The organism is Achromobacter seleniivolatilans (assembly GCF_030864005.1).
GTDB classification, from domain to species: domain Bacteria; phylum Pseudomonadota; class Gammaproteobacteria; order Burkholderiales; family Burkholderiaceae_B; genus Achromobacter; species Achromobacter seleniivolatilans.
Genome location: NZ_CP132976.1, coordinates 6,355,753 through 6,381,479 on the forward strand (window position 1 = coordinate 6,355,753; position 25,727 = coordinate 6,381,479).

General features: G+C 62.9%; 24 protein-coding genes. 12 read left to right on the forward strand and 12 right to left on the reverse strand.

Features of this window, described 5'->3' with window-relative positions; all coding sequences use genetic code 11:
- Window positions 1–83 precede the first annotated feature (83 nt).
- Genes RAS12_RS28750 through RAS12_RS28760 form a run of 3 tightly spaced genes read left to right on the forward strand, consistent with a single transcriptional unit; the run spans window position 84 to window position 4,046 of the window.
- Entirely contained in the window at window positions 84–2,372 is a 2,289-nt protein-coding gene (locus tag RAS12_RS28750) for an NADP-dependent malic enzyme (protein WP_306943790.1), read from the forward strand.
- Window positions 2,353–3,582: a patatin-like phospholipase family protein gene (locus tag RAS12_RS28755; protein ID WP_306943792.1), complete on the forward strand. Its 1,230-nt coding sequence runs from the start codon at window positions 2,353–2,355 to the stop codon at window positions 3,580–3,582. Before RAS12_RS28750 ends, RAS12_RS28755 begins: the two co-directional genes overlap by 20 nt.
- On the forward strand, window positions 3,579–4,046 hold the full coding sequence (locus RAS12_RS28760) for a barstar family protein (RefSeq protein ID WP_306943794.1): 468 nt from the start codon (window positions 3,579–3,581) through the stop codon (window positions 4,044–4,046). The genes RAS12_RS28755 and RAS12_RS28760 overlap by 4 nt, the downstream gene beginning before the upstream one ends.
- Before the next feature lie 64 nt (window positions 4,047–4,110).
- Here the strand turns inward: RAS12_RS28760 and RAS12_RS28765 are convergent, their stop codons facing one another.
- Together RAS12_RS28765 and RAS12_RS28770 are read right to left on the reverse strand one after the other, a co-directional pair.
- Window positions 4,111–4,842 carry a 16S rRNA (uracil(1498)-N(3))-methyltransferase gene (locus RAS12_RS28765; protein ID WP_306943795.1) on the reverse strand — a complete coding sequence of 244 codons (732 nt, stop codon included), beginning with the start codon at window positions 4,840–4,842 and terminating at the stop codon, window positions 4,111–4,113.
- 41 nt (window positions 4,843–4,883) lie between these two features.
- Window positions 4,884–5,264 carry a hypothetical protein gene (locus RAS12_RS28770; protein WP_306943797.1) on the reverse strand — a complete coding sequence of 127 codons (381 nt, stop codon included), beginning with the start codon at window positions 5,262–5,264 and terminating at the stop codon, window positions 4,884–4,886.
- 270 nt (window positions 5,265–5,534) lie between these two features.
- On the opposite strand from RAS12_RS28770, the gene tkt reads away from it, so the two are divergent.
- The 4 genes from tkt (at window position 5,535) to RAS12_RS28790 (ending at window position 11,808) form a co-directional block, all read left to right on the forward strand.
- The gene (gene tkt / locus RAS12_RS28775) at window positions 5,535–7,571 is read left to right on the forward strand and encodes a transketolase (RefSeq protein WP_306943798.1); all 2,037 of its coding nucleotides are present in this window, start codon (window positions 5,535–5,537) and stop codon (window positions 7,569–7,571) included.
- A gap of 15 nt (window positions 7,572–7,586) precedes the next feature.
- The gene (gene gap / locus RAS12_RS28780) at window positions 7,587–8,597 is read left to right on the forward strand and encodes a type I glyceraldehyde-3-phosphate dehydrogenase (RefSeq protein ID WP_006222740.1); all 1,011 of its coding nucleotides are present in this window, start codon (window positions 7,587–7,589) and stop codon (window positions 8,595–8,597) included.
- Window positions 8,598–8,691: 94 nt separating this feature from the next.
- The gene (locus tag RAS12_RS28785; RefSeq protein ID WP_306943800.1) at window positions 8,692–9,888 is read left to right on the forward strand and encodes a phosphoglycerate kinase; all 1,197 of its coding nucleotides are present in this window, start codon (window positions 8,692–8,694) and stop codon (window positions 9,886–9,888) included.
- A gap of 231 nt (window positions 9,889–10,119) precedes the next feature.
- Window positions 10,120–11,808 carry a SulP family inorganic anion transporter gene (locus tag RAS12_RS28790; RefSeq protein ID WP_306943801.1) on the forward strand — a complete coding sequence of 563 codons (1,689 nt, stop codon included), beginning with the start codon at window positions 10,120–10,122 and terminating at the stop codon, window positions 11,806–11,808.
- Between the two features lie 2 nt (window positions 11,809–11,810).
- Here the strand turns inward: RAS12_RS28790 and fabI are convergent, their stop codons facing one another.
- The 6 genes from fabI to RAS12_RS28820 all read right to left on the reverse strand — a co-directional run bounded on the left by fabI (window position 11,811) and on the right by RAS12_RS28820 (window position 18,649).
- Window positions 11,811–12,584 (reverse strand): enoyl-ACP reductase FabI, encoded by a 774-nt coding sequence (fabI, locus tag RAS12_RS28795; RefSeq protein ID WP_306943804.1) that lies wholly within the window; start codon window positions 12,582–12,584, stop codon window positions 11,811–11,813.
- Window positions 12,581–13,765, reverse strand: coding sequence for an acetate/propionate family kinase (locus RAS12_RS28800; RefSeq protein WP_306943805.1), 1,185 nt, complete (start codon window positions 13,763–13,765; stop codon window positions 12,581–12,583). Before RAS12_RS28800 ends, fabI begins: the two co-directional genes overlap by 4 nt.
- Window positions 13,766–13,792: 27 nt before the next feature.
- A complete protein-coding gene (locus tag RAS12_RS28805; protein WP_306943807.1) occupies window positions 13,793–14,737 on the reverse strand; it encodes a phosphate acetyltransferase in 945 nt (314 codons plus the stop codon).
- Window positions 14,734–17,328, reverse strand: coding sequence for a DUF3141 domain-containing protein (locus tag RAS12_RS28810; protein ID WP_306943808.1), 2,595 nt, complete (start codon window positions 17,326–17,328; stop codon window positions 14,734–14,736). The genes RAS12_RS28805 and RAS12_RS28810 overlap by 4 nt, the downstream gene beginning before the upstream one ends.
- Window positions 17,329–17,567: 239 nt before the next feature.
- On the reverse strand, window positions 17,568–18,203 hold the full coding sequence (gene yfcF / locus RAS12_RS28815; protein ID WP_306943810.1) for a glutathione transferase: 636 nt from the start codon (window positions 18,201–18,203) through the stop codon (window positions 17,568–17,570).
- A gap of 116 nt (window positions 18,204–18,319) precedes the next feature.
- Complete coding sequence (locus RAS12_RS28820) at window positions 18,320–18,649, reverse strand: DHCW motif cupin fold protein (RefSeq protein ID WP_306943812.1); 330 nt, start codon at window positions 18,647–18,649, stop codon at window positions 18,320–18,322.
- Window positions 18,650–18,863: 214 nt separating this feature from the next.
- Between RAS12_RS28820 and RAS12_RS28825 the strand changes: the two genes are divergently transcribed.
- From RAS12_RS28825 to RAS12_RS28845, 5 genes are all read left to right on the forward strand, one after another.
- Window positions 18,864–19,805, forward strand: a complete 942-nt coding sequence (locus RAS12_RS28825) for a DnaJ C-terminal domain-containing protein (protein ID WP_306951674.1) — start codon at window positions 18,864–18,866, stop codon at window positions 19,803–19,805.
- Window positions 19,806–19,807: 2 nt separating this feature from the next.
- Window positions 19,808–20,125 carry a chaperone modulator CbpM gene (locus tag RAS12_RS28830; protein ID WP_306943813.1) on the forward strand — a complete coding sequence of 106 codons (318 nt, stop codon included), beginning with the start codon at window positions 19,808–19,810 and terminating at the stop codon, window positions 20,123–20,125.
- Window positions 20,126–20,221: 96 nt separating this feature from the next.
- Entirely contained in the window at window positions 20,222–20,914 is a 693-nt protein-coding gene (locus RAS12_RS28835) for an AzlC family ABC transporter permease (RefSeq protein ID WP_306943815.1), read from the forward strand.
- Complete coding sequence (locus RAS12_RS28840) at window positions 20,911–21,258, forward strand: AzlD domain-containing protein (RefSeq protein WP_306943818.1); 348 nt, start codon at window positions 20,911–20,913, stop codon at window positions 21,256–21,258. The genes RAS12_RS28835 and RAS12_RS28840 overlap by 4 nt, the downstream gene beginning before the upstream one ends.
- A gap of 42 nt (window positions 21,259–21,300) precedes the next feature.
- Window positions 21,301–21,915 (forward strand): glutathione S-transferase family protein, encoded by a 615-nt coding sequence (locus tag RAS12_RS28845; protein ID WP_306943819.1) that lies wholly within the window; start codon window positions 21,301–21,303, stop codon window positions 21,913–21,915.
- A 22-nt stretch (window positions 21,916–21,937) separates the two neighbouring features.
- Here the strand turns inward: RAS12_RS28845 and RAS12_RS28850 are convergent, their stop codons facing one another.
- The 4 genes from RAS12_RS28850 to RAS12_RS28865 all read right to left on the reverse strand — a co-directional run bounded on the left by RAS12_RS28850 (window position 21,938) and on the right by RAS12_RS28865 (window position 25,507).
- Window positions 21,938–22,588 (reverse strand): DsbA family protein, encoded by a 651-nt coding sequence (locus RAS12_RS28850; protein ID WP_306943821.1) that lies wholly within the window; start codon window positions 22,586–22,588, stop codon window positions 21,938–21,940.
- A gap of 97 nt (window positions 22,589–22,685) precedes the next feature.
- Window positions 22,686–24,161: an inorganic phosphate transporter gene (locus RAS12_RS28855; RefSeq protein WP_306943822.1), complete on the reverse strand. Its 1,476-nt coding sequence runs from the start codon at window positions 24,159–24,161 to the stop codon at window positions 22,686–22,688.
- Window positions 24,162–24,260: 99 nt separating this feature from the next.
- Window positions 24,261–24,386: a hypothetical protein gene (locus RAS12_RS28860; RefSeq protein ID WP_262422096.1), complete on the reverse strand. Its 126-nt coding sequence runs from the start codon at window positions 24,384–24,386 to the stop codon at window positions 24,261–24,263.
- Window positions 24,383–25,507 carry a D-alanyl-lipoteichoic acid biosynthesis protein DltD gene (locus RAS12_RS28865; protein ID WP_306943826.1) on the reverse strand — a complete coding sequence of 375 codons (1,125 nt, stop codon included), beginning with the start codon at window positions 25,505–25,507 and terminating at the stop codon, window positions 24,383–24,385. Before RAS12_RS28865 ends, RAS12_RS28860 begins: the two co-directional genes overlap by 4 nt.
- Window positions 25,508–25,727: the final 220 nt, after the last annotated feature.

A 25,727-nucleotide genomic window follows, 5' to 3' on the forward strand; every position in this document is an offset into this window, starting at 1 on the left:
TGTCGCGGAAGTATCGCGCCGGCCGTCATGGGTCTAGAATTCCTCCCTCTTCATGTTTCACACTCTAGCCAGTAGCCGCCCCTATGGATGCCAACCTTCGCAAAGCCGCTCTTGAATATCACGAGCACGGCCGCCCCGGAAAAATCTCGGTCACGCCGACCAAGCAGCTCACCAACCAGCGTGATCTTGCGCTGGCGTATTCGCCCGGCGTAGCGGCGGCCTGTGAGGAAATCGTTGCAGATCCGGCCAACGTGTTCCGGTACACCGCGCGCGGCAACCTGGTGGGTGTGATCACCAACGGCACCGCCGTGCTGGGTCTGGGCAATATCGGCGCGCTCGCCTCCAAGCCGGTGATGGAAGGCAAGGCGGTGTTGTTCAAAAAATTCGCCGGTCTGGATGTGTTTGACATCGAGATCGACGAAACCGACCCCGACAAGCTGGTCGAGATCATTGCTGGCCTGGAAGCCACCTTTGGCGGCATCAATCTGGAAGACATCAAGGCTCCGGAATGCTTCACCGTCGAGCGCAAGCTCCGTGAACGCATGAAGATTCCCGTTTTTCACGATGACCAGCACGGCACCGCGATCTGCGTGTCCGCCGCGTTCATCAACGGCCTGAAAGTCGTGGGCAAGGACATCAAGACGGTCAAGGTCGTGACCTCGGGCGCAGGCGCCGCCGCGCTGGCGTGCCTGGACCTGATGGTGGATCTGGGCCTGCCGCTGGAAAACATCTGGGTGACCGACATCGAAGGCGTGGTCTACGAAGGCCGCACCGTGCTGATGGACCCGGATAAAGCCCGCTTTGCGCAAAAGACGGACGCCCGCAAGCTGGCCGAAGTGATCCATGACGCCGACGTGTTCCTGGGCTTGTCGGCCGGCGGCGTGCTGAAGCCGGAAATGGTGGCGGTTATGGGGCCGCGTCCGCTGATCCTGGCGCTGGCCAACCCCACGCCGGAAATCCTGCCGGAGCTGGCGCAGTCGGTGCGCGATGATGTGGTCATGGCCACGGGCCGTTCGGACTACCCGAACCAGGTCAACAATGTGCTGTGCTTTCCCTACATCTTCCGAGGCGCGCTGGATGTGGGCGCCACCACCATCACGCGTGAAATGGAAAAGGCGGCGGTGTATGCCATTGCCCAATTGGCGCAGGAAGAGCAGAACGAAGTCGTGGCCGCCGCGTATGGCACCTTCGATATCTCGTTTGGTCCCGAATATCTGATTCCCAAGCCGTTTGATCCGCGTCTGATCGTGCGCATTGCGCCGGCTGTGGCTAAAGCTGCAATGGAAGGCGGCGTAGCTACACGCCCGCTGGCGGATCTGGAAGCCTACGAAGAACAGTTGCAGCAGTTCGTGTACCACTCGGGCGCGTTCATGAAGCCGCTGTTCTCGGCGGCCAAGCGCATCGTGCGCGAGGGCGGCCCGGCCCGCATCGTGTTCGCGGAAGGCGAAGACGAGCGCGTGCTGCGCGCAGTGCAGGTTGTGGTGGACGAAGGCTTGGCGCGTCCCATCCTGGTGGGCCGCCCGTCTGTGCTGCTGACCCGCATCGAAAAGCTGGGCCTGCGCCTGCGCCTGGGCGAAGACGTGGAAGTCACCAACCCGGAATACGACGAGCGTTTCCATCAGTACTGGACGACGTATTGGGAACGCATGTGCCGCCGCGGTATCACCAAGGAAATGGCGCGCGTGGAAATGCGCCGCCGGATGACCTTGATTGGCGCGATGATGGTGCACCTGGGCGATGCCGACGGCATGGTCTGCGGATCGGTGGGCGCCTATCACGATCACCTGCGGTTTGTGGATGAAGTGATCGGCCGCCGCCCCGGCCACAATGTGTATGCCGCCATGAACATCCTGCTGCTCAACGAGCGCACGGTCGTGCTGGTGGATACCCACGTGAACGATGAGCCGTCCGCCGAACAGATCGCGGAATTCACGATTGCCGCTGCCAACGAAATGCGCCGCATGTACCTGGCGCCGAAGGTGGCTTTGCTGTCGCGTTCGAATTTCGGTTCCGGCAGTTCGGCATCGGGTTTGAAAATGCGGCGTGCCCTGGAGATCGTGCGCGAACGCGCGCCCGATCTGGAAATTGACGGTGAAATGCACGGCGACTGCGCGCTGGACGAAGCGCTGCGCATGCGCATCCTGCCGTCTTCCACGCTCAAGGGCGAGGCTAATCTGCTGGTGTGCCCGAACGTGGATTCCGGCAACATTGCCTACAACCTGCTCAAGACAGCTGCGGGCGGCAACGTGGCCGTGGGTCCGTTCCTGCTCGGCTGCAATGCGCCGGTCCACATCCTGACCTCCAGCTCCACCGTGCGCCGCATCGTCAATATGACTGCGATGACTGTGGTCGATGTCAACACGCCACGTTGAAGTAGGCCCCTCCGGTCCGGTGTGCCGACGCACGCCGACCGGTCTGGTCCTGACCGGAGGCGGCGCGCGCGCCGCCTATCAGGTAGGGGTGCTCAGCGCCATCATGGAGCTGCTGGACCCCGACTGGCATTCCCGCTTCCAGAATCCGTTTGACATCATTTGCGGCACCTCGGCCGGGGCGATCAATGCCGCCGCGCTGGCTTGCCGCGCCGACCGGCCCCACCTGGGGGTGCGGCGTATACGCCGGCTGTGGTCGTCACTGAATACCGACATGATTTACCGGGCGGATGCCCCCGGGCTGATCCGCACAGGCGTGCGCTGGCTGGGCCTGCTGGCCCTGGGCTGGATGTACTCGGGTTTGACGCGCAAGCGCCCTCAGTCCTTGCTGGACAACAGCCCCATGGAAGCCTTGCTGGGGCGCGTGCTGAATTTTCATAATCTGCGCGCCAATCTGGAGGGCGGCTCGCTGTCGGCGCTGGCGATTACCGCGTCGGGCTATACCAGCGGCGAACATCTGACCTTTTACCAGGCGCATACGCCGATCGAACCCTGGCACCGTTATCTGCGCCTGGCGATCCCAACGCCCATCACGATCGACCATTTGATGGCGTCGTCGTCGATTCCCTTCGTGTTTCCGGCGCGTCACGTCGAGGTGCATGGCAAGGGCGAGTGGTGCGGCGACGGCTCGATGCGTCAACTGGCTCCGATCAGTCCGGCCATCCACCTGGGCGCGCACCGCGTCCTGGTGATCGGCACGGGCTTTCGCGACGATACCCATCCCGAGCATCGCGAGGATTCGCCGCCTTATCCCTCGCTTGCGCAGGTGGGCGGACACGCGTTGTCCAGCATTTTCCTGGATGGCTTGTCGGTGGACGTCGAGCGGTTGGAACGCATCAATTATCTGATGGACCACGCATCCCAAGACGGCACGCAGGTCAATGTGCGCCGTATTCAGGTGCTGACCATCACGCCCAGCCAGTCTTTGGACACCATGGCGCTGGAGCACTTGAAGGACATGCCTGCACAAGCCCGTGCCCTTTTTCGCGTACTCGGTGTATCGTCCGATCCAGGCCGTCCGGGAGGCGGGGCGTTGATGTCCTACCTCTTGTTCGAATCCAGCTACACCAAGCGATTGATAGAACTGGGTTATGCCGATACGATGCAGCGTAACGACGAAGTGATCGCCTTTTTCAAGGAGGCACAGGCATGACGCGCAATGCCCAATCTACTTTGCAGCGCCAGCTGCTGCGCGGCGGAGCGCTGCCTCATGACGGGCTGGACAAGAAGGCCGTGGTGGATGCCGCACACGAGCTTGGCCTGTCATTGTTTGTGGCCAATTGCGACCCCGCCCGCAGCCGCTCCGCAGTGTTGCGAGCCATCGTCAAGGCGGTGGATTTTCCCGAGTATTTCGGCGGCAATCTGGATGCCCTCTACGATTGCCTGTGCGACACCGTCCTGGATCACAAGACCGGCGTGGTGCTGTGGCTGTACAAGCTGCATAGCGGCGACCCTGCACTGGAAGAGGACGCGGCTCGCATTGAAAGCGTTTGTTCGGACGCGGCAGAATTCGCACACGAGAATGGTCGCGTTTTTGCGTATGTCATTGAACATGCAGGCAAGCACCCCGACCCCGAACCCGGTGTTGCCGCGGCGCCTTATGGTGAAAACGGCTGATTGTTGACAGGCGCCCGATCAGAGGCAGCCCGCCAGCAGGTAACAAGCCAGCGCTGGCTGGCTGCTACCAACCCATCAGCGCGCTGATTGCAGACAGCAGCGCAAGCCCCGCCGTTTCGGTGCGCAGCACCCGGGGGCCAAAGCGCACGGCTTTTACGCCCGCCTGCTGGGCCTGCGCCAATTCCTTGTCTGACCAACCGCCTTCGGGACCCACCAGCAGCGTCAGCGCCTGCGGGTTCGCGGCGCTTTGCAACGCGCCCGCGAGATCCTCAGAGGCATCAGGGTGACACAACAGGCGCAGGCCGTCGGCGGGCTGCGCCAGCCAATCCGCCAGCGTCTGCGGGGCGTCCACCGCCATCAGGCGGTTGCGGCCGCACTGCTCGGCGGCGGATTGCGCGATACGCTGCCAATGCGCCACGCGTTTTTCCAGCCGGGGGCCGGACAATTGCAGCACGCTGCGTTGGGCCGCAATCGGACTGACACGCGCCGCGCCCAATTCCACCGCTTTTTCCACCACCCAATCCATCTTGTCGCCAGACGGCAGCCCTTGCACCAGGGTGATCCGGCCGGCCAGTTCGGCCTCTCGGGGGTCGAAGTCACCGAGTTGCGCATAACCTGCCTTGCCTTCGGCTTCCAGAGTGGCGGGGTATTCGCCGCCTTGGCCATTGAACAGCACGATGGTTTCACCGGCTGTCAGGCGAAGCACGCGCAAGGCGTGGTGTGCCAGGGCTTCCGGCAGGGCGATACGGGCGCCGGCGGCTAGCGGGGCGTCGCAGAAGAAACGGGGAACGGCCATGAGTCGGGCGAGTGTAAAAGAGGGAAGGGCGGCAGGCGTATTTACTTGAGCGCGTAGCCTACCACTTTGATTCCCCAATGAATGAACGTGGGCGCGCTGGACGCCAGGTTAAGACCAAGCAGGGTCAGGAAGCCGACCGTCATCTTTTTGTCCAGCCGCAGGACATGGGCGCGAAGGTCGGATAGATCTTCATGCGTGGCGAAACGTTTGAGCTCTTCGCGGTTGGGTAATTGGGCGATTTGTTTGCGGATTTCGGCCAGTTCTTCACGCCGGGCAAGTGGGGCAACGGCCGCATTCAGATCGTTGCGCCATTCTTGCCGCAGCTTGGCGACTAGCTCGGCCTCTCCTTTGATTTGGGCGCGTTCAAGGGCACGCACCATGCCAAGCGCGCGTTCTTCGCCCACAGCCTCGCGCAGCGCCATGAAACCTTCGATTGGGATAGTGACGTTCAGCATAGGGGTCATGGTATGAGAATCTGGGAGTGGCAACTGTCAGCTATCCTGAATGTCAGACCCCTTTCCCGCAATTGTGGGATATACGCTGATATTTCCCTCAGGGAAACGCACGTTTACATAGGCCTTTCGGCCGATGGCCTCGGGGAAATCCCCAGATGCTAAAATCTTCTGCTTCGCAACCCACTCAACTGGCCCCTATATTCCCTGTAGGCGTGTCAGCTTAAAAGAGCCTTCCGAATGAGCAATCCGACCGCCCCTAAACTTGCCTTGGCGGATGCCATCCGCGCCCTCGCGATGGATGCCGTGCAACAAGCGAACTCCGGGCATCCGGGTGCTCCCATGGGCATGGCGGAAATCGCCCAAGCCTTGTGGACGGGCAACCTGCGCCATAACCCGAAAGACCCCGCCTGGGCCAACCGCGACCGCTTCGTGCTGTCGAACGGCCACGGCTCGATGCTGATCTACGCCCTGCTGCACCTGACGGGCTACGATCTGCCGATCGAAGAACTCAAGAATTTCCGCCAACTGCATTCCAAGACGCCGGGTCACCCCGAAGTGGGTATCACCCCGGGCGTGGAAACGACCACCGGCCCGCTGGGCCAGGGTCTGGGCAACGCCGTTGGCATGGCGCTGGCTGAAGCGCTGCTGGCTGCCGAATTCAACAAGCCGGGCCACACGCTCGTCGACCACCACACTTACGCCTTCACCGGCGACGGCTGCCTGATGGAAGGCATTTCGCACGAAGTGTGTTCGCTGGCCGGCACGTTGAAGCTCGGCAAGCTGGTCGTGCTGTATGACGACAACGGCATCTCCATCGACGGCCATGTCGAACACTGGTTCGCCGATGACACCGCCAAGCGTTTCGAAGGCTACGGCTGGAACGTGATCCGTGGCGTCGATGGCCATGACGTCGCTGCCGTGGACGCCGCCATCAAGGCAGCGCGTTCGCAATCGGAAAAGCCCACGCTGGTCATCTGCCGCACTGTCATCGGCAAGGGTTCGCCCAATATGGCCGGCACGCACAACGTGCACGGCGCGCCGCTGGGCAAGGACGAAATCGCCGCTACGCGCGCCGCGCTGGGCTGGTCTTCGGAACCGTTCCAGATTCCGCAAGACGTTTATGACGGCTGGGATGGCCGCAAGTCGGGCGCCGCAGCTCAGGCCGAATGGCAGTCCGCGTTTGACGCCTACGCCGCTGAATTTCCTGCAGAGGCCGCCGAATTCACGCGCCGCATGAAGGGCGACATGCCCGCAGGCTACGCTGACCAATTCCAGGCGTACTTGAACGCCACGCTGGAAAAGGCCGAAACCGTCGCCACGCGCAAGGCCTCCCAGTTCGCAATCACCGCCCTGGCCCCGGTGCTGCCGGAAATGCTGGGCGGCTCGGCCGACCTGACCGGTTCCAACTTCACCGACTGGAAGGGCGTTGCCGCCGTTCGCGCCGGTGAAAAGGGTATCCAGTTCGGCCGCCACATCAATTACGGCGTGCGTGAGTTCGGCATGGCCGCCATCATGAACGGCGTGGCCTTGCACGGCGGCTATCTGCCGTTTGGCGGCACGTTCCTGACGTTCTCGGACTACTCGCGCAACGCCATCCGCATGGCCGCGCTGATGAAGCAGCGTGTCATCCACGTGTTCACCCACGATTCGATCGGCCTGGGCGAAGACGGCCCGACCCACCAATCCATCGAACACGCCGCCAGCCTGCGTCTGATCCCCAACCTGTCGCTGTGGCGTCCTTGCGATACGGCTGAAACTGCCGTGGCCTGGAACGCTGCCGTAACGCGCCCGACCAGCATCGGCATGGACGTGCATGACGGCGGCCCGACCGCCCTGTTGCTGTCGCGTCAGAACCTGCCGTTTGTTCCGCGTGACGCGGCTACCGTGGACGCCATCGCCCGCGGCGGTTATGTGCTGCGCGACGCTGAAGGCGCCCGCGCTGTCATCATCGCCACCGGCTCCGAAGTTGCCATCGCGCTGGACGCGCAGGCGCAACTGGCCAAGGAAGGCGTCGCCGTGCGCGTAGTCTCCATGCCCAGCACCGACGTGTTCGACCGTCAAGACGCTGCCTGGAAGCAATCCGTATTGCCCAAGGGTCTGCCGCGCGTGGCGGTGGAAGCAGGTGTTACCGCCTTCTGGCACAAGTACGTGGGCCTGGAAGGCGCCGTGGTCGGTATCGACCGCTACGGCGAGTCCGCTCCGGCCGGCGCGCTGTTCAAGTTCTTCGGGCTGACCGCCGACAAGGTGGCCGAGACCGTTAAACAGGTTTTGTAAAAAAGGAGCTTAGTCATGACTATTCGCGTCGCCATCAACGGTTACGGTCGCATTGGCCGCAACATCCTGCGTGCCCACTACGAAGGTGGCAAGAAGCACGATATCGAAATCGTCGCCATCAACGACTTGGGCGATCCCAAGACGAACGCGCACCTGACGCGCTACGACACCGCCCACGGCAAGTTCCCGGGCACGGTCGAAGTCGACGGTGACTTCATGGTCGTCAATGGCGACAAGATCCGCGTGCTGGCTAACCGCAACCCGGCAGAACTGCCCTGGGGCGAACTGAAGGTTGACGTCGTGCTGGAATGCACGGGCTTCTTCACGACCAAGGAAAAGGCCGGCGCGCACATCAAGGGCGGCGCCAAGAAAGTCATCATCTCGGCCCCGGGCGGCAAGGATGTGGACGCCACCATTGTGTTCGGCGTGAACCACGGTGTGTTGAAGGCTACTGACACCGTCATCTCGAACGCTTCGTGCACCACGAACTGCCTGGCCCCGCTGGTCAAGCCGCTGAACGACAAGCTGGGTCTGGAAAACGGCCTGATGACGACCGTTCACGCCTACACCAACGACCAGGTCCTGACCGACGTCTACCACGAAGACCTGCGCCGCGCGCGTTCGGCCACGATGAGCATGATCCCCACGAAGACCGGCGCTGCCGCTGCCGTGGGTCTGGTGCTGCCGGAACTGAATGGCAAGCTGGACGGCTACGCCATCCGCGTTCCGACCATCAATGTGTCGCTGGTTGACCTGTCGTTCGTGGCCAGCCGCGACACGACCGCCGAAGAAGTGAACAGCATCCTGAAGGCCGCCTCGGAAGGCGAACTCAAGGGCATTCTGGACTACAACACCGAACCGCTCGTCTCGGTGGACTACAACCACAACCCGGCCTCCAGCACCGTTGACGCGTCGCTGACCAAGGTCTCGGGCCGTCTGGTCAAGGTCTCGTCCTGGTACGACAACGAGTGGGGCTTCTCGAACCGCATGCTCGACACCACCGTCGCGCTGATGTCGGCCAAGTAAGCAACACGGTCAGTCCAGAGGGGACGGATTTGTTTTCTGCCATGGCGGAAAACGGGTTCGTCCCCTTTGTTCGCCCATCGTAGGAATTAAAAATATGCCCAACGTTAATACCCTGTCTGCGCTGGCCAAGTCCGGCGCGCTTTCCGGCAAGCGTGTGTTCATCCGCGCCGATCTGAATGTGCCGTTCGATGACGCCGGCCGCATTTCCGAGGACACCCGTATCCGCGCCTCGGTGCCGGGTATCCGCCTGGCGCTGGACGCTGGTGCTGCCGTCATGGTGACGTCGCATCTGGGCCGCCCGAAAGAAGGCGTGCTGACCGAAGCCGACTCGCTGGCCAAGGTTGGCCAACGCCTGTCTGAACTGTTGGGCATGCCCGTGCAGCTGGTTCGCGATTGGGTCGACGGCGTGCAAGTCGATCACGGCCAGGTCGTGCTGCTGGAAAACTGCCGCGTGAACGTGGGCGAGAAGAAGGACGACGAAGCGCTGGCCAAGAAGATGGCCGCGTTGTGCGATGTCTACGTCAACGATGCCTTTGGTACGGCGCACCGCGCCGAAGCCACCACTCACGGTATTGCGCGTTTCGCACCCGTGGCCTGCGCCGGCCCCTTGCTGGCAGCCGAGCTGGAAGCGCTGGGCCGTGCTCTGCACGAGCCGAAGCGTCCGCTGGTTGCCATTGTTGGCGGCTCCAAGGTGTCCACCAAGCTGTCGATCCTGCAATCGCTGGCTGACAAGGTCGACCAACTGGTGGTGGGCGGCGGTATTGCAAACACCTTCATGCTGGCCGCTGGCCTGTCTATTGGCAAGTCGCTGGCCGAGCCCGACCAGGTCGACCAGGCGCGCGCCGTGATCGACATCATGAAGCAGCGAGGCGCCGCCGTGCCGATTCCGGTGGATGTGGTGTGCGCCAAGAAGTTTGGCGCGGACGCAGAGGCTACCGTCAAGGCGGCTGAAGACGTGGCAGACGACGACCTGATCCTGGACATTGGCCCCAAGACCGCGGCGCAATTGGCCGAGATCTTGAAGAAGGCCGGCACCATTGTGTGGAACGGCCCCGTGGGCGTGTTCGAAATCGATCAGTTCGCCAATGGTACTGAAGTCGTTGCACGCGCCATCGCGGAATCGGATGGTTTCTCGATCGCCGGCGGCGGTGACACATTGGCCGCCATCGCCAAGTACGGTATCGGCGAGCAGGTCGGTTATATCTCGACGGGCGGCGGCGCTTTCCTGGAATTCCTGGAAGGCAAGACCTTGCCCGCTGTCGCCGTGCTGGAAGCCCGCGCCGCGAAGTAAGCGCGCAGGATGGGTCTAGCGCGAACGTCCGCCCTTAAGGACTCCGGCGCCGAACGCGCGAACCCCATCCTGGAATTGCTCAAAGACGCGTGCAAAATGCACGACGCCGACGCATTTCCAGGTAATGTAGACGGGTATTGATTTGGCACCCGGCCGGCGGCGCGTCGTTGGTGTAGGCTTGGCGGTCCCCCGCGCCGTGCGGGATTTTTACTTTCAAATCGCCGCAGCACCATGAATCTACGCTTCCTTCCTGGCCTGAATAATTTCCGGGGCATCACCCGCGACTCTGCCCGCCTTGATGTCATGGCCGGGTTGAGCGTGGCGGCGGTGGCGCTTCCGGTAGGCTTGGCGTACGCCGCCATGATGGGCGTACCGCCCGTGGCCGGGTTGTGGGCCGCTATCGCCGGGATGCTGGGTTATGCGCTGTTCGGATCGTCGCGCACGCTGATCGTGGGGCCCGATACCGCTACCTGCACACTGATCGCCGCCACCTTGACGGGCATGGCGCTGACCTCCCCTGAAGACAGGCTGGTGGCGGCAACCGGCATTGCATTGACGGTGGGTGTGGGTTGCCTGATCGCGCGCGTACTGCGGCTGGGCGTGTTGGCCAACCTGCTGTCCCGTCCGGTGCTGATCGGCTATATGGCCGGCGTGGCCATCACGCTGGCGCTGTCGCAGCTTAGCGGTTTGACTGGGGTGGGCTTGCGCAACAGCGGTCTTATCCATCCGTTCCTGGAACTGTCCCGCCGCTTGCCTGAAATCCAGATACCAACCCTTTGCCTGGGGTTGACGTCATGCGTGCTTCTGATCGCGGTGAAGCGTTGGCGGCCGAAGTGGCCTGGACCCATCTTGCTGGTCGTGGGCGGTTGCCTGCTGTCCTGGATTTTTGATTTTCCCGGCCTGGGGATCGCAGTGGTGGGCAACGTGCCTGCCGGCCTGCCGGCTCTGAGCCTGCCCGTGCGTCTGGAAGGCGTGGATAGCGTTCTTCTGGGAGCTGCTGGCGTGCTGGTGGTCAGTTTTTCCAGCGGCATTGTGACGGCGCGCAGCTTCGCTGCAAAAACGGGCGAACACGTGGACCCTAACCGCGAATTGGTGGGATTTGGCGCGGCCAATGTGGCGGCGGGACTGTTTCAGGGGTTTGTAGTCACGGGAGCGGACTCGCGCACTGCGGTCGGGCTGGTGGCGGGCGGTTCGTCGCCCCTGGTCAGCGTCAGCGCGGCGATGGCGTTGGCCATCGTGGTGGGTTTGTTGAGCGAACCCTTGTACTGGCTGCCGCAGGCCGTGCTGTCGGCCATATTGCTGCTGGCCGCGTCCAGTCTCTTCGACGCCAAGGCATTCATGCGTCTGGCCCGGATTTCGCGCATCGAATTGGCCTTTGGCATTCTTGCGGCGGTCGGCGTGGTGGGTTTTGGCGTCTTGCAGGGCGTGGCGGTGTCGGTGGGCGCCACGTTGCTTTACGCCATGTATGTATCGGGCAATCCGCGCGATGCGCTGTTGGGCCGGGTGCCGGGCGAGTCCGTGCTGGGCAAGCTGCACCTGAACCCTGATGCGCAGCCGGTGCCGGGCACCGTGGTCTGGCTGTTCGAATCGTCGGTCTGGTTCTTCAACGCCGACGCCTTCCGCCGCCGCGCGCGTGAAGTGATGAATCACGCGGGCGATGCGCAATGGTTCGTGCTGGATGCCGAAGCCATGACGCAAGCCGATGCCGATGCGGTGGAAGCCTTGTATGAACTCAAGCGCGAACTGGACGCCCGGAATATGACCCTGCTTATTGCGGGTGGCCACGGCCAGTTCCGCATGGCGCTGGAGCGCTCCGGGCTGGTCAAGAAGGTCGGTCAGGATAAGATCTTCGGCAGTCCTGAACAGGCGGTGGAAGCGATCGAACGCTGGCGCCAGGACCCGCCTGCCAATTTGGCCTGACCTTAATCGATGATGTGATAGCCGCCGTCGATGTACAGCGTTTGCCCTGTCATCAGGCGCGCGGCATCCGTGGCCAGCCAGGCGGTGGCTTCGCCCACATCATCAATAGAGACCAGACTACGCGCCGGCGCTTTGGCTTGCGCGCGGTCCAACAACGCGTCGAACTCGGCAATGCCGGACGCGGCGCGTGTTTTCAATGGCCCGGGCGATATCGCGTGCACGCGTATGCCTTGCGGGCCAAGTTCGGCGGCCAGATAACGCGTGGCGGATTCCAGGGCGGCCTTGACCGGTCCCATCATGTTGTAGTGTTCCACCACCATCTGCGAGCCGTAATAGCTCATGCAGAACAGCGCACCGCCGTTGGCCATCAGCGGTTCAGCCAGTTTGGCCATCCGGATGAAAGACCAGCACGACACGTCCATCGCTTGCAAAAAGCCCTCACGTGAGCAGTCCGTCACACGGCCATGCAAATCGTCGCGCGGCGCAAACGCAATGGAGTGCAGCACAAAATCCAGCCCACCCCATTCATCCGTGATGCGGCCAAAGACGGCTTCCAACTCGCCTTCGTTCAACAGATTCATGGGCATCAGCAGCGACGCGTCGACCTGCCGCGCCAGCGGTTCGACATGCGGCAGCGCCTTGTCGTTCAGATAGGTCACGGCCAGTTCGGCGCCCATTGCACGAAACGCTTTGGCGCAACCCCAGGCGATGGAATCGGCATTGGCGATACCGGTGACCAAGCCGCGCTTGCCGGCCAGCGGAAGGTGCGCGCTCATCGCTGACGCACCAGGGCGAGCGTGTGCTGGGCGATGATTAGTTCTTCGTTCGTGCGGATCACATATACGCCGATGCGGCTGTCGTCGCTGGAAATGCGGGGGCCGTGATGGGCGTTGCGCTCGGGGTCCAGTTTGATGCCCAGCCAGCCCCAATGTTCGCTGATCGCCTGGCGGATGTCGGCGGAGTTTTCACCCACGCCGGCGGTAAATACGATGCCGTCAATGCCATTCATGGCGCAGCCCAGGCCGATCATGCCTTCGGCCACGCGCCACGCAAAGTACTTCAGCGCCAGCTTGGCTGAAGGCGCATCGCTGGCTAGCAGCTCGCGCATATCGTTGCTGATGCCAGACAGCCCCTTCATGCCGCAGTCGTGATACAGCGTGTGCTCGATCTCGTCGTGGCTCATGCCGCGTTCCATCATCCACAGCACCACGCCGGGGTCCAGCCGGCCCGGCCGCGTGCCCATGGGCAGACCTTCAAGGGCGGTGAATCCCATGGTGCTGTCGACGCTTTTGCCTTCATACATGGCGCAGGCGGACACGCCTGATCCCAGATGCGCCGCGATGATTTTTCCCATCGCAAGATCCGGCAACGCCTGCCGCAGACGCTGCGCAATGTATTCGTACGACAGCCCGTGGAAGCCGTAACGGCGCACGCCTTCCTGATAGAGCGATTCAGGCAGCGCGTAGCGGTCGGCCACGTCGGAGTGGCTGCGGTGAAACGCCGTGTCAAAGCAAGCCACCTGCGGAATCCACGGCCGGCGTTCCCGGATCACGCGGATGGGGGCGAGGTTGTTCGGCTGGTGTAGCGGCGCGAGCGGCGTGAAGGTGTCCAGCTTGGCCAGGATGGCATCATCAACCAGCACCGGCTCTGACATATCTGGGCCGCCATGCACAACACGGTGTCCAACCGCCAACGGCGCGCCGCCCAGGTGGCCGCTCAACCAGGTGCCGACGACTTCCTGACCGTTGGGCACGTCGGGTGCATGGCTGGGCGCGATATCGCGTTCTACCAGCGTCTGGCCCGACGCATCGCGCACCCGCAATTTCGGGTGCGTGGTGCCGATGCCTTCGAGCTGGCCGCCCAGGCGGGGCGCGAGCTCATGCTTGTCATTGATGTCGTACAGGTAGAACTTGATGCTGGAACTGCCGGCATTGATAACGAGGATGGTGTCGCTCATGTCTCTGGTATCCGGTAGGGGCGGGCGTCAGGCCAGCGGTCGGGCTTGCTGCTGGTCCAGGTGGTGGGCGTAGATTGCTGCCACCGCGCACGAGGCCAGGCGTGATCGCGGGCTGTCCGCGCGGCTGGTCAGGATGATGGGCACGCGTGCGCCCAGCACGATGCCGGCAGCTTCTGCGTTGGCCAGAAAGGTCAGGTTCTTTGCCAGCATGTTGCCGGCTTCCAGATCAGGCACAACCAGCACCTGGGCCACACCCGCCACCGGCGAGCGAATGCCCTTGATACGCGCTGCTTCCGGGCTGATGGCGTTGTCCAGCGCCAGCGGGCCGTCCAGCAGACCGCCGCTGATCTGGCCGCGATCGGCCATCTTGCAGAGCGCGGCGGCTTCGATGGTGCTGGGTATGCTGGGCGTGACCTGTTCGACAGCCGACAGGATCGCCACGCGCGGTTCACCCAGACCCAGGCCGTGATGCAGGTCGATCACGTTGCGGATGATGTCCGCCTTGGTTTCCAGGTCGGGGAAAATATTGATGGCGGCGTCGGTGATGAAGAGCGGCTCGGCGTAGGTCGGCACCTCCATGATGAACACATGGCTGATGCGCCGGCCGCTGCGCAAACCTGTCGCGCGAGCAACCACTTCGTGCATCAATTCGTCAGTGTGCAGACTGCCTTTCATCAGCAAGGTGGCTTCGCCGCTGCGCACCAGCGCCACGGCGGTTTCCGCGGCAGCATGGCTGTGCGGCACATCCACAATGCGGGCATTGCCCAGGTTCAGCTTGAACTGCGCTGCCGTGTCGCGAATTTTCTGTTCCGGGCCCACCAGTATGGGTTGCAGCAAGCCCAGGTCGCGCGCTTCCAGAGCTGCCGACAACGAGGGTTCGTCGCAAGGGTGGGCGATAGCGCAAACCGCGGGTTGCAGGGTCTGCGCGCGCGCGATGAGTTTGTCGTAATGGGTGGAGGTGGGCAGACTCATGCTGTTTTGGCCTTGGCGGATTGGCGGGCGGCGGGCTTCTTGGCGACGGCCGGGGCGACCGGCTTGGCAGCGGTCTTGGACGCGCTTTTGGAAGCGCTCTTGGTTGCAGTCTTGGCTGCTACGGCCTTAGTTGCTGTGGCCTTGGTTGCGACGGTCTTAGTTGCTACGGCTTTAGTCGCCGTCGCCTTGCGGGCCGTCGTCTTTGCCGGAGCTTTGGTTGCGGCTTCGGTCGCTTGCTTGGCGGCAGCAGGGTGAGCGTGCGCAGTTTTGGTGGCAACTTCGGCTGCGGCGTCGACCAGATCCTTTACGACCCTGGCGGATGCCTCATGTTTGACCGCAGGCACGCGCAAGCGCGCGGGAGCCGCATCGGGCGCAGGCAGTGCAGCGGCTGGCGCCGGGTCCTGATGCTTCTGCGCGCGCCGTGCAGCGGCTTCGAAGATGCGTTCCATCTCGTCCAGGCTTTCGCGTGCGGCCGGATTCAACGGTTCGGCGGCTTCCAGCACCCGCTTCATGGCGGCCAGCGTGCCGCGAATTGCCGCAGCCGATGAGGTTTCCAGCAGGTGCGGCATGGTCTGGATGGCAGCGTCCGAATCCAGCGTCAAGATCAATGCCTGTTCGCGCGTGACGTCCTTGAACTCTTGCAAGGTCATCGCATTGTCGGATTCGGCGCGCATTTTGCGTATCAGTGCAAAGCTGCGTTCGTCCAGGCCGCCCTCGGCGCCGGACACGTACAGCAGCATACGAATGGCGGCGACGCGCAAGCCGCCTTCGTGCATCAATGAGCGTAGTTCGGCTGCGCGTTCTTCCATGAATCGGCGATGTTCGGGCGACACGCCGGGGTGCCTGCGCGGCGGTCCAGACTGCGCGCCAAGGCCGGCCAGGTCCTGCACAACGGGCGAGCCATACACGGACATGAACGTGCGTTCGTCGGCGGAGTCGCGCAGTTCCTGCCAAATATTCAGGCTGGTCTCGACCAGGTTCGAGAACATCTCCTGGGCCATGACGAACGGGTTGGCCGCCGACGCCTGCTGGCGGTGCTCGCGCACTTGCTCAGCCACTTTGGCGATGGGGGCAATGATCGGGTTACGGTCAGAGATCAGCTCGTAAGGCAGGCGCAGCGGATGCATGCGCTGTGCCCATTCCGCTGATTGCTCCGTGACCATGGCGCGCAGCCACGGTTGTACGAAGCTGCGGTACATGCCCAGATTGATATCCGAAATGCGGGCCACGGCGGCAAAGCGGCGGTCATCCTCTTCCTTGCGGTCCACGATGGCTCGCACGTCGTCCAGCGTGCGCTGCTCGAACGACAGCACGTAGTTGCCCGCTGCCAGGTCGGCATTGAGCGTGTCCGGGGTCTTGTCGGCAATCTCTGCCTGGTAGATGCCCGGGGGCAGCACGTCGATCATGTCGATGTTCGACGTGAATTCCTGGTGTTCTTTGCGGGCCACGCTGCCCGACACAAAGATGCCCAGGTGGCCGATGCTTTCGTGCACGGCATAGACAATGGTCTGGCCGTGCGCCAGCACTTCGGCTTCGTTCTGGTACAGATCGGGAATCCAGCCCAGGGCCTGCGGGGGCGGCGTGATGTTGTCGCCCTTGGAGCAAAACACCACGATGGGCGACTGGATATTGCGCAGGTCGATGCGTATGCCGTCGGACGTCACCAAGCCAGCCGTGGACAGCCGGTTGCCGATGAACAGGTTATCGACGATGTATTGAATTTCCGGACCATTCAGGAAGACGTGGCCGCCCCACCATTTCTCAAAGCTCAGATAGCGTTCGGCCTCGGTGTCCACCTTGGAATACAGGTTGTACTGCTTGGACCACAGCGTGTTGGCGGGATTCAGGTTTTCGAAGTTCTGCACCAGCCAGGCGCCATCGAACTTGCCGTTGCCCAGGTCGCTCGTCATTGCCGTGAGCCAGCTGCCACCCAGCAAACCGCCGGAATACCGCATGGGATTCATGCCGCGCCAGCCTGCCCAGTAAGACAGGGGAGCGCCGGCCACGATGATGGGGCCGAACAGTTCCGGGCGAATCGCCGCGGTCATCATGATCTGCCAGCCTGCCTGGCAATTGGCCACCACCACCGGCTTGCCTTCGGCGTCCGGGTGCAGCGCAATGATCTCTTCCAGGAAGCGGGCTTCGGCCATCATCACGTCTTCGACGGTCTGGGCCGGCATGGGCCGGGGCAGGAAGGTAGCGAAGTAGCAGGGGTGGCCCGCACGGATTGCCACGCCGATTTCGCTTTCCGGCTTGAACCCGCCAATGCCAGGGCCGTGGCCCGCGCGGGGATCGACGACCAGGAAGGGGCGCTTGATCGGGTCCGTTTCCACGCCCGCCGGCGGCTTGATGCGCAACAGGCCATAGTTGACCGGGCGCGGCAGTTCGCGGCCGTCCATCACCAGTTCGGAGTCCATGCTCAGCACGTTGGGCGCGCGCTTGGCCATGTGTTCGTGGTACTGGTTGCCGCGTTGACGCATCACGTCGGCGAACAACACGCCACGTTGCCAGGCATCCACAGCGAATTCGTAGGCGGCCGTCCAGGGGTTGAAGGACGGGGTGGGGACGCGATCGTTGCCGGATCCGGCCATAGCGATCTCCTGTAAGAAGCTCCCGGCGGCAAAAGGCCGCCGAGCCGATTCCCGAGTGGAACCGGCCGAGTTGACCTCCCCATTACACCGCATTGAATGCTGCGCCGCAACATAATGAGGGTTGATGCAGGTCAAATCCCGTTGTTTATCTGTCCCTTCTTTAATCTGCCGGGATGCCGGTGCCGGCAGCCTGGCGTCAGGCTGCGTGATCCCGCAACGGCATCTTGGCCCCGGAGGAGTCAGTTCCGAGCAGCAGCGTTGTGCGCCAGCCATTTCTGGACGGCAGGCCGTTGCCACTGCGCGTCGGCATAGGCGCGCAAGGGGTCTGGCAGATCGTCAAAAGCCAAACGCTTAAGCATCACGGCCAGGTCCGTGTCGGCAATACACCAGTCGTCGAACAAGTTGGTCTGATCCACACCGATCAGGTAGCTGGCTACCTGAATGAGCTTGGCGGACGCAGCATGGGCTGCGTCGGACAGCGGTTGGCCGGCGGCACCATAAAACACGGTTTCAGTGGGGCGCTCTTGGCGCAGTGCACCCAGGTCGCTGCGCAGCCAGGCTTGCAATTGGCGGGCGCGGGCGCGTTCGCGGGTGCCTTGGGGATACAGCAAGGCATGTCCGGGCGCCGGAAACACTTCATCCAGATATTCTGTGATGACGCTGGATTCGGTCAGGTTGAAGCCATCGTGCGTCAGGGCCGGCACGCGCGCGGTCAGTGCCCGGCACTGGTACGGCTGCATACGCTGCTCGCCCGCTTCCAGATCGATCGGGCGAACCTCGAACGGTAGTTGCTTTTCAGTGAGCGCCACGTAAACCGACATGGCGTACGGGCTCAGGAACTGGGAATCGACATATAGCGTAATCGGGGCGCCCAAATCATTCTCCGGTCAGGCGGGGTCGTAAAAAACCGTGCGTAAGCGGCGGGCGGCACAGGGCCGCGCGAATTGCAAAGCGTAACGCAACTGGTGTCGCGTGTCGCGCCGCCAAGGCATCAGTCGACAATGAAGAGCTTGGCGCCGGTGGCGGTGGACGAGCGATGCGGTTCGGCCTGATCCGCTACCTGATAGCTCATGCCCGGGGTCAGCACGAACTGCCGGCCGTCTTCCAGCTCGGTGTGCAGTTCGCCTTCCAGACAGAACAAAATGTGGCCCTTGCTGCACCAGTGGTCTGCCAGATAACCCGCCGTGTATTCCACCATGCGCACGCGCAGGTCGCCGAACTGGCGGGTGCGCCAATAGGCCATGCCCGTGTCGCCTGCGTGTTCTGTACGTTCCACCTCGGTCCAATCCGTGGTGCCGAAGGGGATGTTGCTTATCTTCATCGCGAATCCTGCGTTGTGAATCGAACGGTTTTACGTCCGGCAAAAATCAGATACTACGCCACTCAGGCTACAACTTACTTTCGCCCGGACCGCAGTTGGCCCGCTGCATGACATTGCACATTGATAAATCGGTCCGCAACCCCTATCTTCTTGATATCCAAGGCCGGACGCGGCGCTGCCGTGTGCGGCCGAAACCCTTAAGGTGAGCTGGCATATGGAGTTCAAGGACTACTACAGCATTCTCGGGGTAGAGCGGGGGGCGTCTGAGGACGAAATCCGGCGCGCCTATCGCAAACTGGCCCGCAAATACCATCCCGACGTCAGCAAGGAAAGCGACGCCGAGGTCCGCATGCGGGACGTGAACGAAGCCTATGACGTCCTGCGCGATTCAGAAAAGCGCCTGGCCTACGACAACCTGGCGGCCGGCGTGTCGCCTGACGGCGGATTCCAGCCTCCACCCGGCTGGGACGAAGGTTTCGAGTTTCATCGCGGCGCGGCTCCTGGCGACGAAGCGCAATTCAGCGAGTTTTTCTCGTCGTTGTTCGGCGGCCGCGGGCAACGCGGTGGCGCCCGGCAGCAGGATTTTCGCGCCCGGGGGGATGACCATCACGCGGCCATCGAAATCGATCTGGAAGATGCGCTCAAAGGCGCCACGCGAGACATCAGCCTGCGGGCGATGCAGATGGATGATCAGGGCCATCCTCACATGCAGACTCGTACGCTCAACGTGCGCATTCCTGCTGGTGTCCGGGAAGGGCAGTTCATCCGGCTGGCGGGGCAAGGTATGCCGGGTTATGGCGGCGGCGAAAGCGGCGACCTCTATCTTGAGGTCCGTTTCAAGCCGCATCCGCACTACCGCGCCGAAGGCCGTGATCTGTACATGACGCTGCCGGTCGCTCCCTGGGAAGCTGCGCTGGGCGCACAGGTGAATGCGCCCACGCCCGGCGGCACCGTCGAAGTCTCGATCCCGCCAGGATCGGGTAATGGCCGCAAGCTGCGGCTGCGCGGACGAGGCATACCGGGTGATCCGCCCGGAGATCTCTACCTGGTGCTGGATCTGGTGTTGCCGCCTGCCGATAGTGATGCCGCCCGGGATATTTACCGCAAGATGCAGCAGGACCTGCCCTTTAACCCACGGCGCCACCTGGGGGTCTGACCATGAAGAAGCTTGTCATCACCAGCGCCACCGTCGTGGGCAAAACGCAACCGCTTACTGCGGACGATCTGGCGCGCGCCTGCGGCGCGGAAGTGGAATGGGTAGCCCAACTGGTCGAAGTCGGTATCGTCAACGCCAGCGGCGGCAGGCCAGCCGAATGGCGGTTTTACAGCGTGGATTTGCAACGCGCGCTGGACGCGAGACGCCTGGAGCACAATTTCGGCGCGGGTCTGGATGCTGTGGCGTTGATTCTGGATCTGAGTCAGGAAGTGCGGCGCCTGAAAGCGCAATTGCGCGCGCTGGGCGGTTCGGACCACTGACTTGGCGCAGCGGGGGCTCGAAGGGTTTCTGTAAACTGAATGCTTGCCGTAAACCACGAACAAGCGAATAGCATCTTGGAGACTTCTTCCCCCCGCATGCCTGCCCCGTTGGGCAGCGCGCGGATCGATGGCCTGAAATCCTGTCTGCCCGTCATGATCGGCTACTTTCCAGTAGCCGTGACGTTTGGCATCGCAGGTATTGCAGCCGGTCTGACGCCGGTGCAAGTGATCCTGATTTCGGTGCTGGTCTATGCCGGCGCCAGCCAGTTCTTGCTGCTGGCCTCGATCAAGGCTGGTACGCCTTGGCTGTGGGTAGTGGCCTTGTGCTCGCTGCTCAATGCCCGGCACCTGCTCTATGGCCCGTTGCTGTCGCGCTTTCTGCCCGCGGGGCTGCGTGATCGCCTGAAGGTCGCATTTCTATTGACGGACGAGGTCTTCGCCACGGCATTCAACCGTCTGCAAAATGTGAACCCGGCGCGCCGCCAGGGCTGGATGATTGCGCTGGGGCTGGGCGCCTGGCTGACCTGGATTGCCGGCACCGCCGTTGGCGTGTATGCGGGCGACGGGCTGGAACGGCACTATCCGATGTTGTCGCAAGTCATGCGCTTTGCGCTGCCTGCGCTGTTCATGGCGCTGGTCTGCCAAAGCGCCAAACGCGGCATGGGCTTGCCCATTGTGGCGGCGGTCGCCGGAGCAGGTGTGGTGGCCGCAATGGGTCACACCAGTCTGGCGATTTTGACAGGGGCTGTCATCGGCTGTGCTGCGTATCGGCTGAGGAGAAACCCATGAATGCCAGCGGGTTGGAGTTCTGGGGGGCGGTGATCGCCATGGCCGTCATTACTTACCTGACACGCGCGCTGCCATTCATGCTGTCCGAGCGCAGCCGCCTGTTACGGCATCTGTCGCGTGAAGGGTCGGCGCTGGCCGCCCTGGGGCCGAGTCTGCTGGCGGGTATTGCAGCGGCCGTCATCGTGCCGGATCTGCTGGCGGCCGGTGACCAGGCCGCGCACCTTGCTCCATATGTGGGCGGTTTGGTTGTGACTGGCGTGGCGGCCAGGCTGGTCAGCAACACGGGTGTCGCGGTGTTGCTGGGCATGGCTGGATACGGGGTGTTGCTGGCCTTGGCTGCATAAGGGCTGGCAGGCAAAATGATCGGACTCCCAAGGAGACCGATCATGCTTACGCTCTACCACGCGCCGCGATCGCGGTCGTTCAGGGTCCTGTGGTTGCTTGAGGAACTGGGCGTGCCGTATGACACCGAAATGGTGGCCATTCGCGGTACCGACAGCACGGGCCATATGCCCTCGGACTACATTGACATCCATCCGCACCGCAAGGTGCCGGCCTTGGTACACGACGGCGTGCCCATCTTTGAAACCCCCGCGATTGTGCTGTACCTGACGGATTTGTTTCCCGAGTCGGGCCTGGGGCCGCTCGTGGGCGACGCAAAACGCGGCCCCTATCTGACCTGGCTGTCGTACTCAACCGGGGTATTCGAACCGGCCATGGCCGAGCGGGCGTTCAAGACCCCGCATCCGAGCAGCGCGTTAGGGTGGGGACCTGCCGACGAGGTCGAGCAGGTGCTGACCCGGGTTTTACAGGCGCGTCCCTACTTTCTGGGCGACACGTTTTCCGCGGTGGATATTGTGCTGGGCGGATCGCTGCAATACATGATGCAGGTCAAGGTCATCCCCGAGTCGCCGGTATTCAGCGCCTATGTGGAACGGCTGGGCAACCGCCCGGCCATGCATCGGGCTTTGCAGCGGGACGGAGATATCGAAGAATCTTGACGCGCCCCCGCCGTGGCGGGGTTCAGCCCTTGATGCGTGCGCGCAAGTCCGCTTGCCACTGCGCGGGGCGGCCCAGGAAGCGGCTGGGTTCCAGCAGGGTGTAGGCGCCCCCGCGTTCGAGGGCCAGCGTGGGGAAACCGGTGCCGCCCACTTGAGCCAGCAGTTGGCGGCTGGCAGCGATATGCTCGGCCGTGGCGGCACCTGATGCGGCAGCATACGCGGCGGCAAAGGCATCCGGGTCCAGGCCGATTTCTGCGGCCAGCGTGTGTAGGACGGCCGGGTCGGCAATACGCAGTCCCTCTACATAATGGGCGCGCTGAACACGGTGCAAAAGCGCTAGTCCGCGCCCGTCCAGTGTCTGGGCGGCCAGAATCGCGGTGATCGGCGGTTCCGAGTCGAAGACCGCTCCGGCATCGCGTAGCAGTCCGTCAAAATAGTCTTTGCCAAAGGTCTGGCCGGTCAGGCCGGCGATGCGCTCGTCATGCGGCATGACATAGCGGCGCAGCGCATCGGTCACGGGTTGACGATTGGAACCCGCCATCATCCCGCCGCCATGGGGCACGATGTTCAAACCAGCAATGCTGCGGGCGGCCTCGATCAGCGGCGCGGCGCCATAGCACCAGCCGCAAAGCGGGTCGTAGATGTAATGCAGGGTGGAAGTTTCGGTAGCCATGGCGTCATGGTAGACGCGGGCCGGGGGAGGAAACAGCCTGGCGCGGTTGCCAGAGTGTTGCACAGGCCGTGCAGATTGCCTGCACGGCCCGGTATCACTAGCCGACGATCTGCACGCCAACCCAGAACAGACCCGCCGCAAGTCCCATCGACGCGGGCAGTGTCAGCACCCAGGCCAGCAGAATGTTGCGCACCGTGTTGCCCTGCAATCCGGTCTTGTTGGCGATCATCGTGCCGGCCACGCCCGACGACAGTACGTGGGTGGTCGACACTGGCAGGCTGAACACGTTGGCCAGGCCGATCGCAGCAACGGCCGTCACCTGCGCAGACATGCCTTGCGCATAGGTCATGCCTTGCTTGCCGATCTTCTCTCCCACGGTCAGCACCACGCGGCGCCAGCCAACCATGGTGCCCGCGCCCAGTGCCAGCGCCACGGCCACGATCACCCAAAAGGGCGCGTATTCGGTGGTGGCGGTCAGGTCGGCGCGCAAGCGTTGCAGGTCGGCGCGCTCGCGGGCGGGCAGCCCTTCAATGCGCGACACTTTCTTGGCCGTATCGTCCAGGCACAACAGGTAGCGGCGCACGTCGATGCGTTTTTGGGGGGACAGGTCGGCGTAGTTGCTGACGCCATGCAGATCGGTTTGCAGCGCCGTAATGGTCGGCACTGTCAGTTCCGGGTCGCAGCGGAAGTTGGCGGGCAGTTCGGTCAGGGCGTCGGCCCGCTTGAGTGCCAGGAAGTCGCCCAGCATCGCTTCGTTGCGCTGATAGAAAACGTTCAGGTGATTCGCGGCGTCGCGGGTACGTTCGATCTGATACGTGGTGCTGGTGGTGTCCAGCACGAAGTTCGCCGGCACGATGCCGATCAGCACCAGCATGATCAGGCCAATACCCTTCTGGCCGTCGTTCGATCCGTGCACAAAACTCACGCCCATGGCGGACAGCACCAGCACCAGGCGGTTCCAGAACGGCGGGTGTTTCTTGTTGTCGATTGCGCGGCGCTGATCAGGCGTCTTGTGCATTTTGGACAATGGCAGCCAGCGCTTAAGCAGCAACAGCAAGCCGCCCGCCACAAAGAAACCCGCCACGGGTGAGGCCACGAGCGACAGCCCGATATCGATGGCTTTACCCCAGTTGACGCCGTCCGCCAGCGGCAGATCGGTGATCAGCGCGTTGGCCAGACCTACGCCCAGGATCGAGCCGATCAACGTGTGCGAGCTGGATGCGGGGATACCGAAATACCAGGTTCCCAGGTTCCAGGTGATGGCTGCGGCCAGCATCGCGAACACCATGGCCAGCCCGCGGCCGGTATCCACATTGATCAGCAACTCCACCGGCAGCAGGTGCACGATGGCATAGGCCACCCCCACACCGCCCAGCAGCACGCCAAGGAAATTGAAAATGCCCGACAGCACCACTGCCAGATGCGGCGGCATCGCCTTGGTGTAAATGACCGTCGCCACGGCATTCGCCGTGTCATGAAAGCCGTTGATGAATTCAAAGGCCAGGACGAATGTCAGGGCCAGAACAAGACTGAGGCCGACCCAGAGATCTAGGCCGTGGAAGAGGTCGAACATGGAGGCGGGGGGGCATGGTTCCGGCGAGAGGAGCCGATTATTGCAGATTTGTGACCCGTCACTGGTTGCGTGGGGAAACTAATTTCCCCTGCCGCCCGCTCAGAACTTTGAATATTGGAACTCGATCTCCATCGGTTTGCCCAGATTGGCCGACGTGTCGGCCTGGATCATCATCACGGCCAGGACGCCCAGGTACAGCAGGCATAACCACAGCGTTCTCTTCATGGGCGGAATACCTCGGCGATTCTTTGATTAACGCGCAGCCACCCCAGTTCGCCCAAATGCTGAACGTCGCGCAGCATGCCGATCTCGAATGGCGCGCTATACATGTCCATGCACTGCATGGCGTAGCGCTGGCATAGCGCCGCGACCTGCTGCTGCACCGGTTCGAAGCGGGCCAGGTCCTTGAACACCATGGGGTGCAGCGGCTGCATCACGAACAGCGCCTGCACATGGTGCTGGTGCAGCAGGGCCATCAGGGCGGTGAGTTCGCGCAGTTCATCACGGCCGGTCAGGGGTTGCGGCAGATAGGCGGTCTTGCCGCCTTCGGGAATGGCGCGCAGGTATTTGTTGAAAAATTCGTCCCGCACGGCGTAACGGTTGCCCGTCATCAGGCTTTGTTCGGCGGATTGGGCCTGATTAGCCAGCTCATCCCAGTCCACAACCCGCGCGGCGGCGGCTGGCCCCTCGCGTTCGCGTTCGGGGGCGGTCGCGGCATAGGCGGGCGCCCACAAGTCAACCAGGCGCTGCCGGAACACATAGGCTTGCTCGCCAATCATCGACCAGATGACGCTGGCGTCGCCCTTGTCATTCAGCCAGCGGGTCAATTCCGCCCGGCCCTCGGGTTGCTTGAGCAGACGCGGCAGCAACGGATTGGCGTGTTCCTTGAATTCATCCGCGCCCAGCCCGCCATCCCCATCGAACCAGCCGGGCGACAGCATGACAACTACGCGCGAAGCCGGGGACAGATCTTCGGCTAGCGCAGCCAGCACCAGTTGCATGCCCAGCGACTGGAATCCGGAATGCCCATACGCCAGCACAGGCATTTGCAGCTCGTCGGCCAGATATCGATAGGGCACGAAACGCAGATCGTTGCTGGTGAGTTCGGACGACCCCAGGATGACAAGCCTGTCCCCCGTGCGCAGCGCCTGGCTCATGCGAGACAGGTTACGGGTCTGCTCGTCCAGCGTATTGCCTAGATTGGGGATGTAAATACCGGGCGCTGCCGCAGGGACGGTTTCCGTTTTCAAAGCCAGGGAGTGCCAGGCGCCCCATCCCGCAGCCGCAGCGGCGGACAGGGCCAGCGCCGCAGCCAGCGCGTGCTGCCTTAGGGTGCGAGAGAACATATTGGGAGCGAAAGCGGGCTGCGCAGGGGAGAGTGAATTAGGTTGTTAGCGAATGTTATCCAGCGCGCATGACCGCAACAAGTCCGGAAAAGTGGGGTCACGGCGGATTCTCCTTTTTGCGACATTGCGCGCATGGCCGGCGGTCAACTTCGTGCGGATTCCCATTGGGAAAGAATGCGATAGCATCGAAGTCGCGCGCTTATTCTGGATTTCCATGATT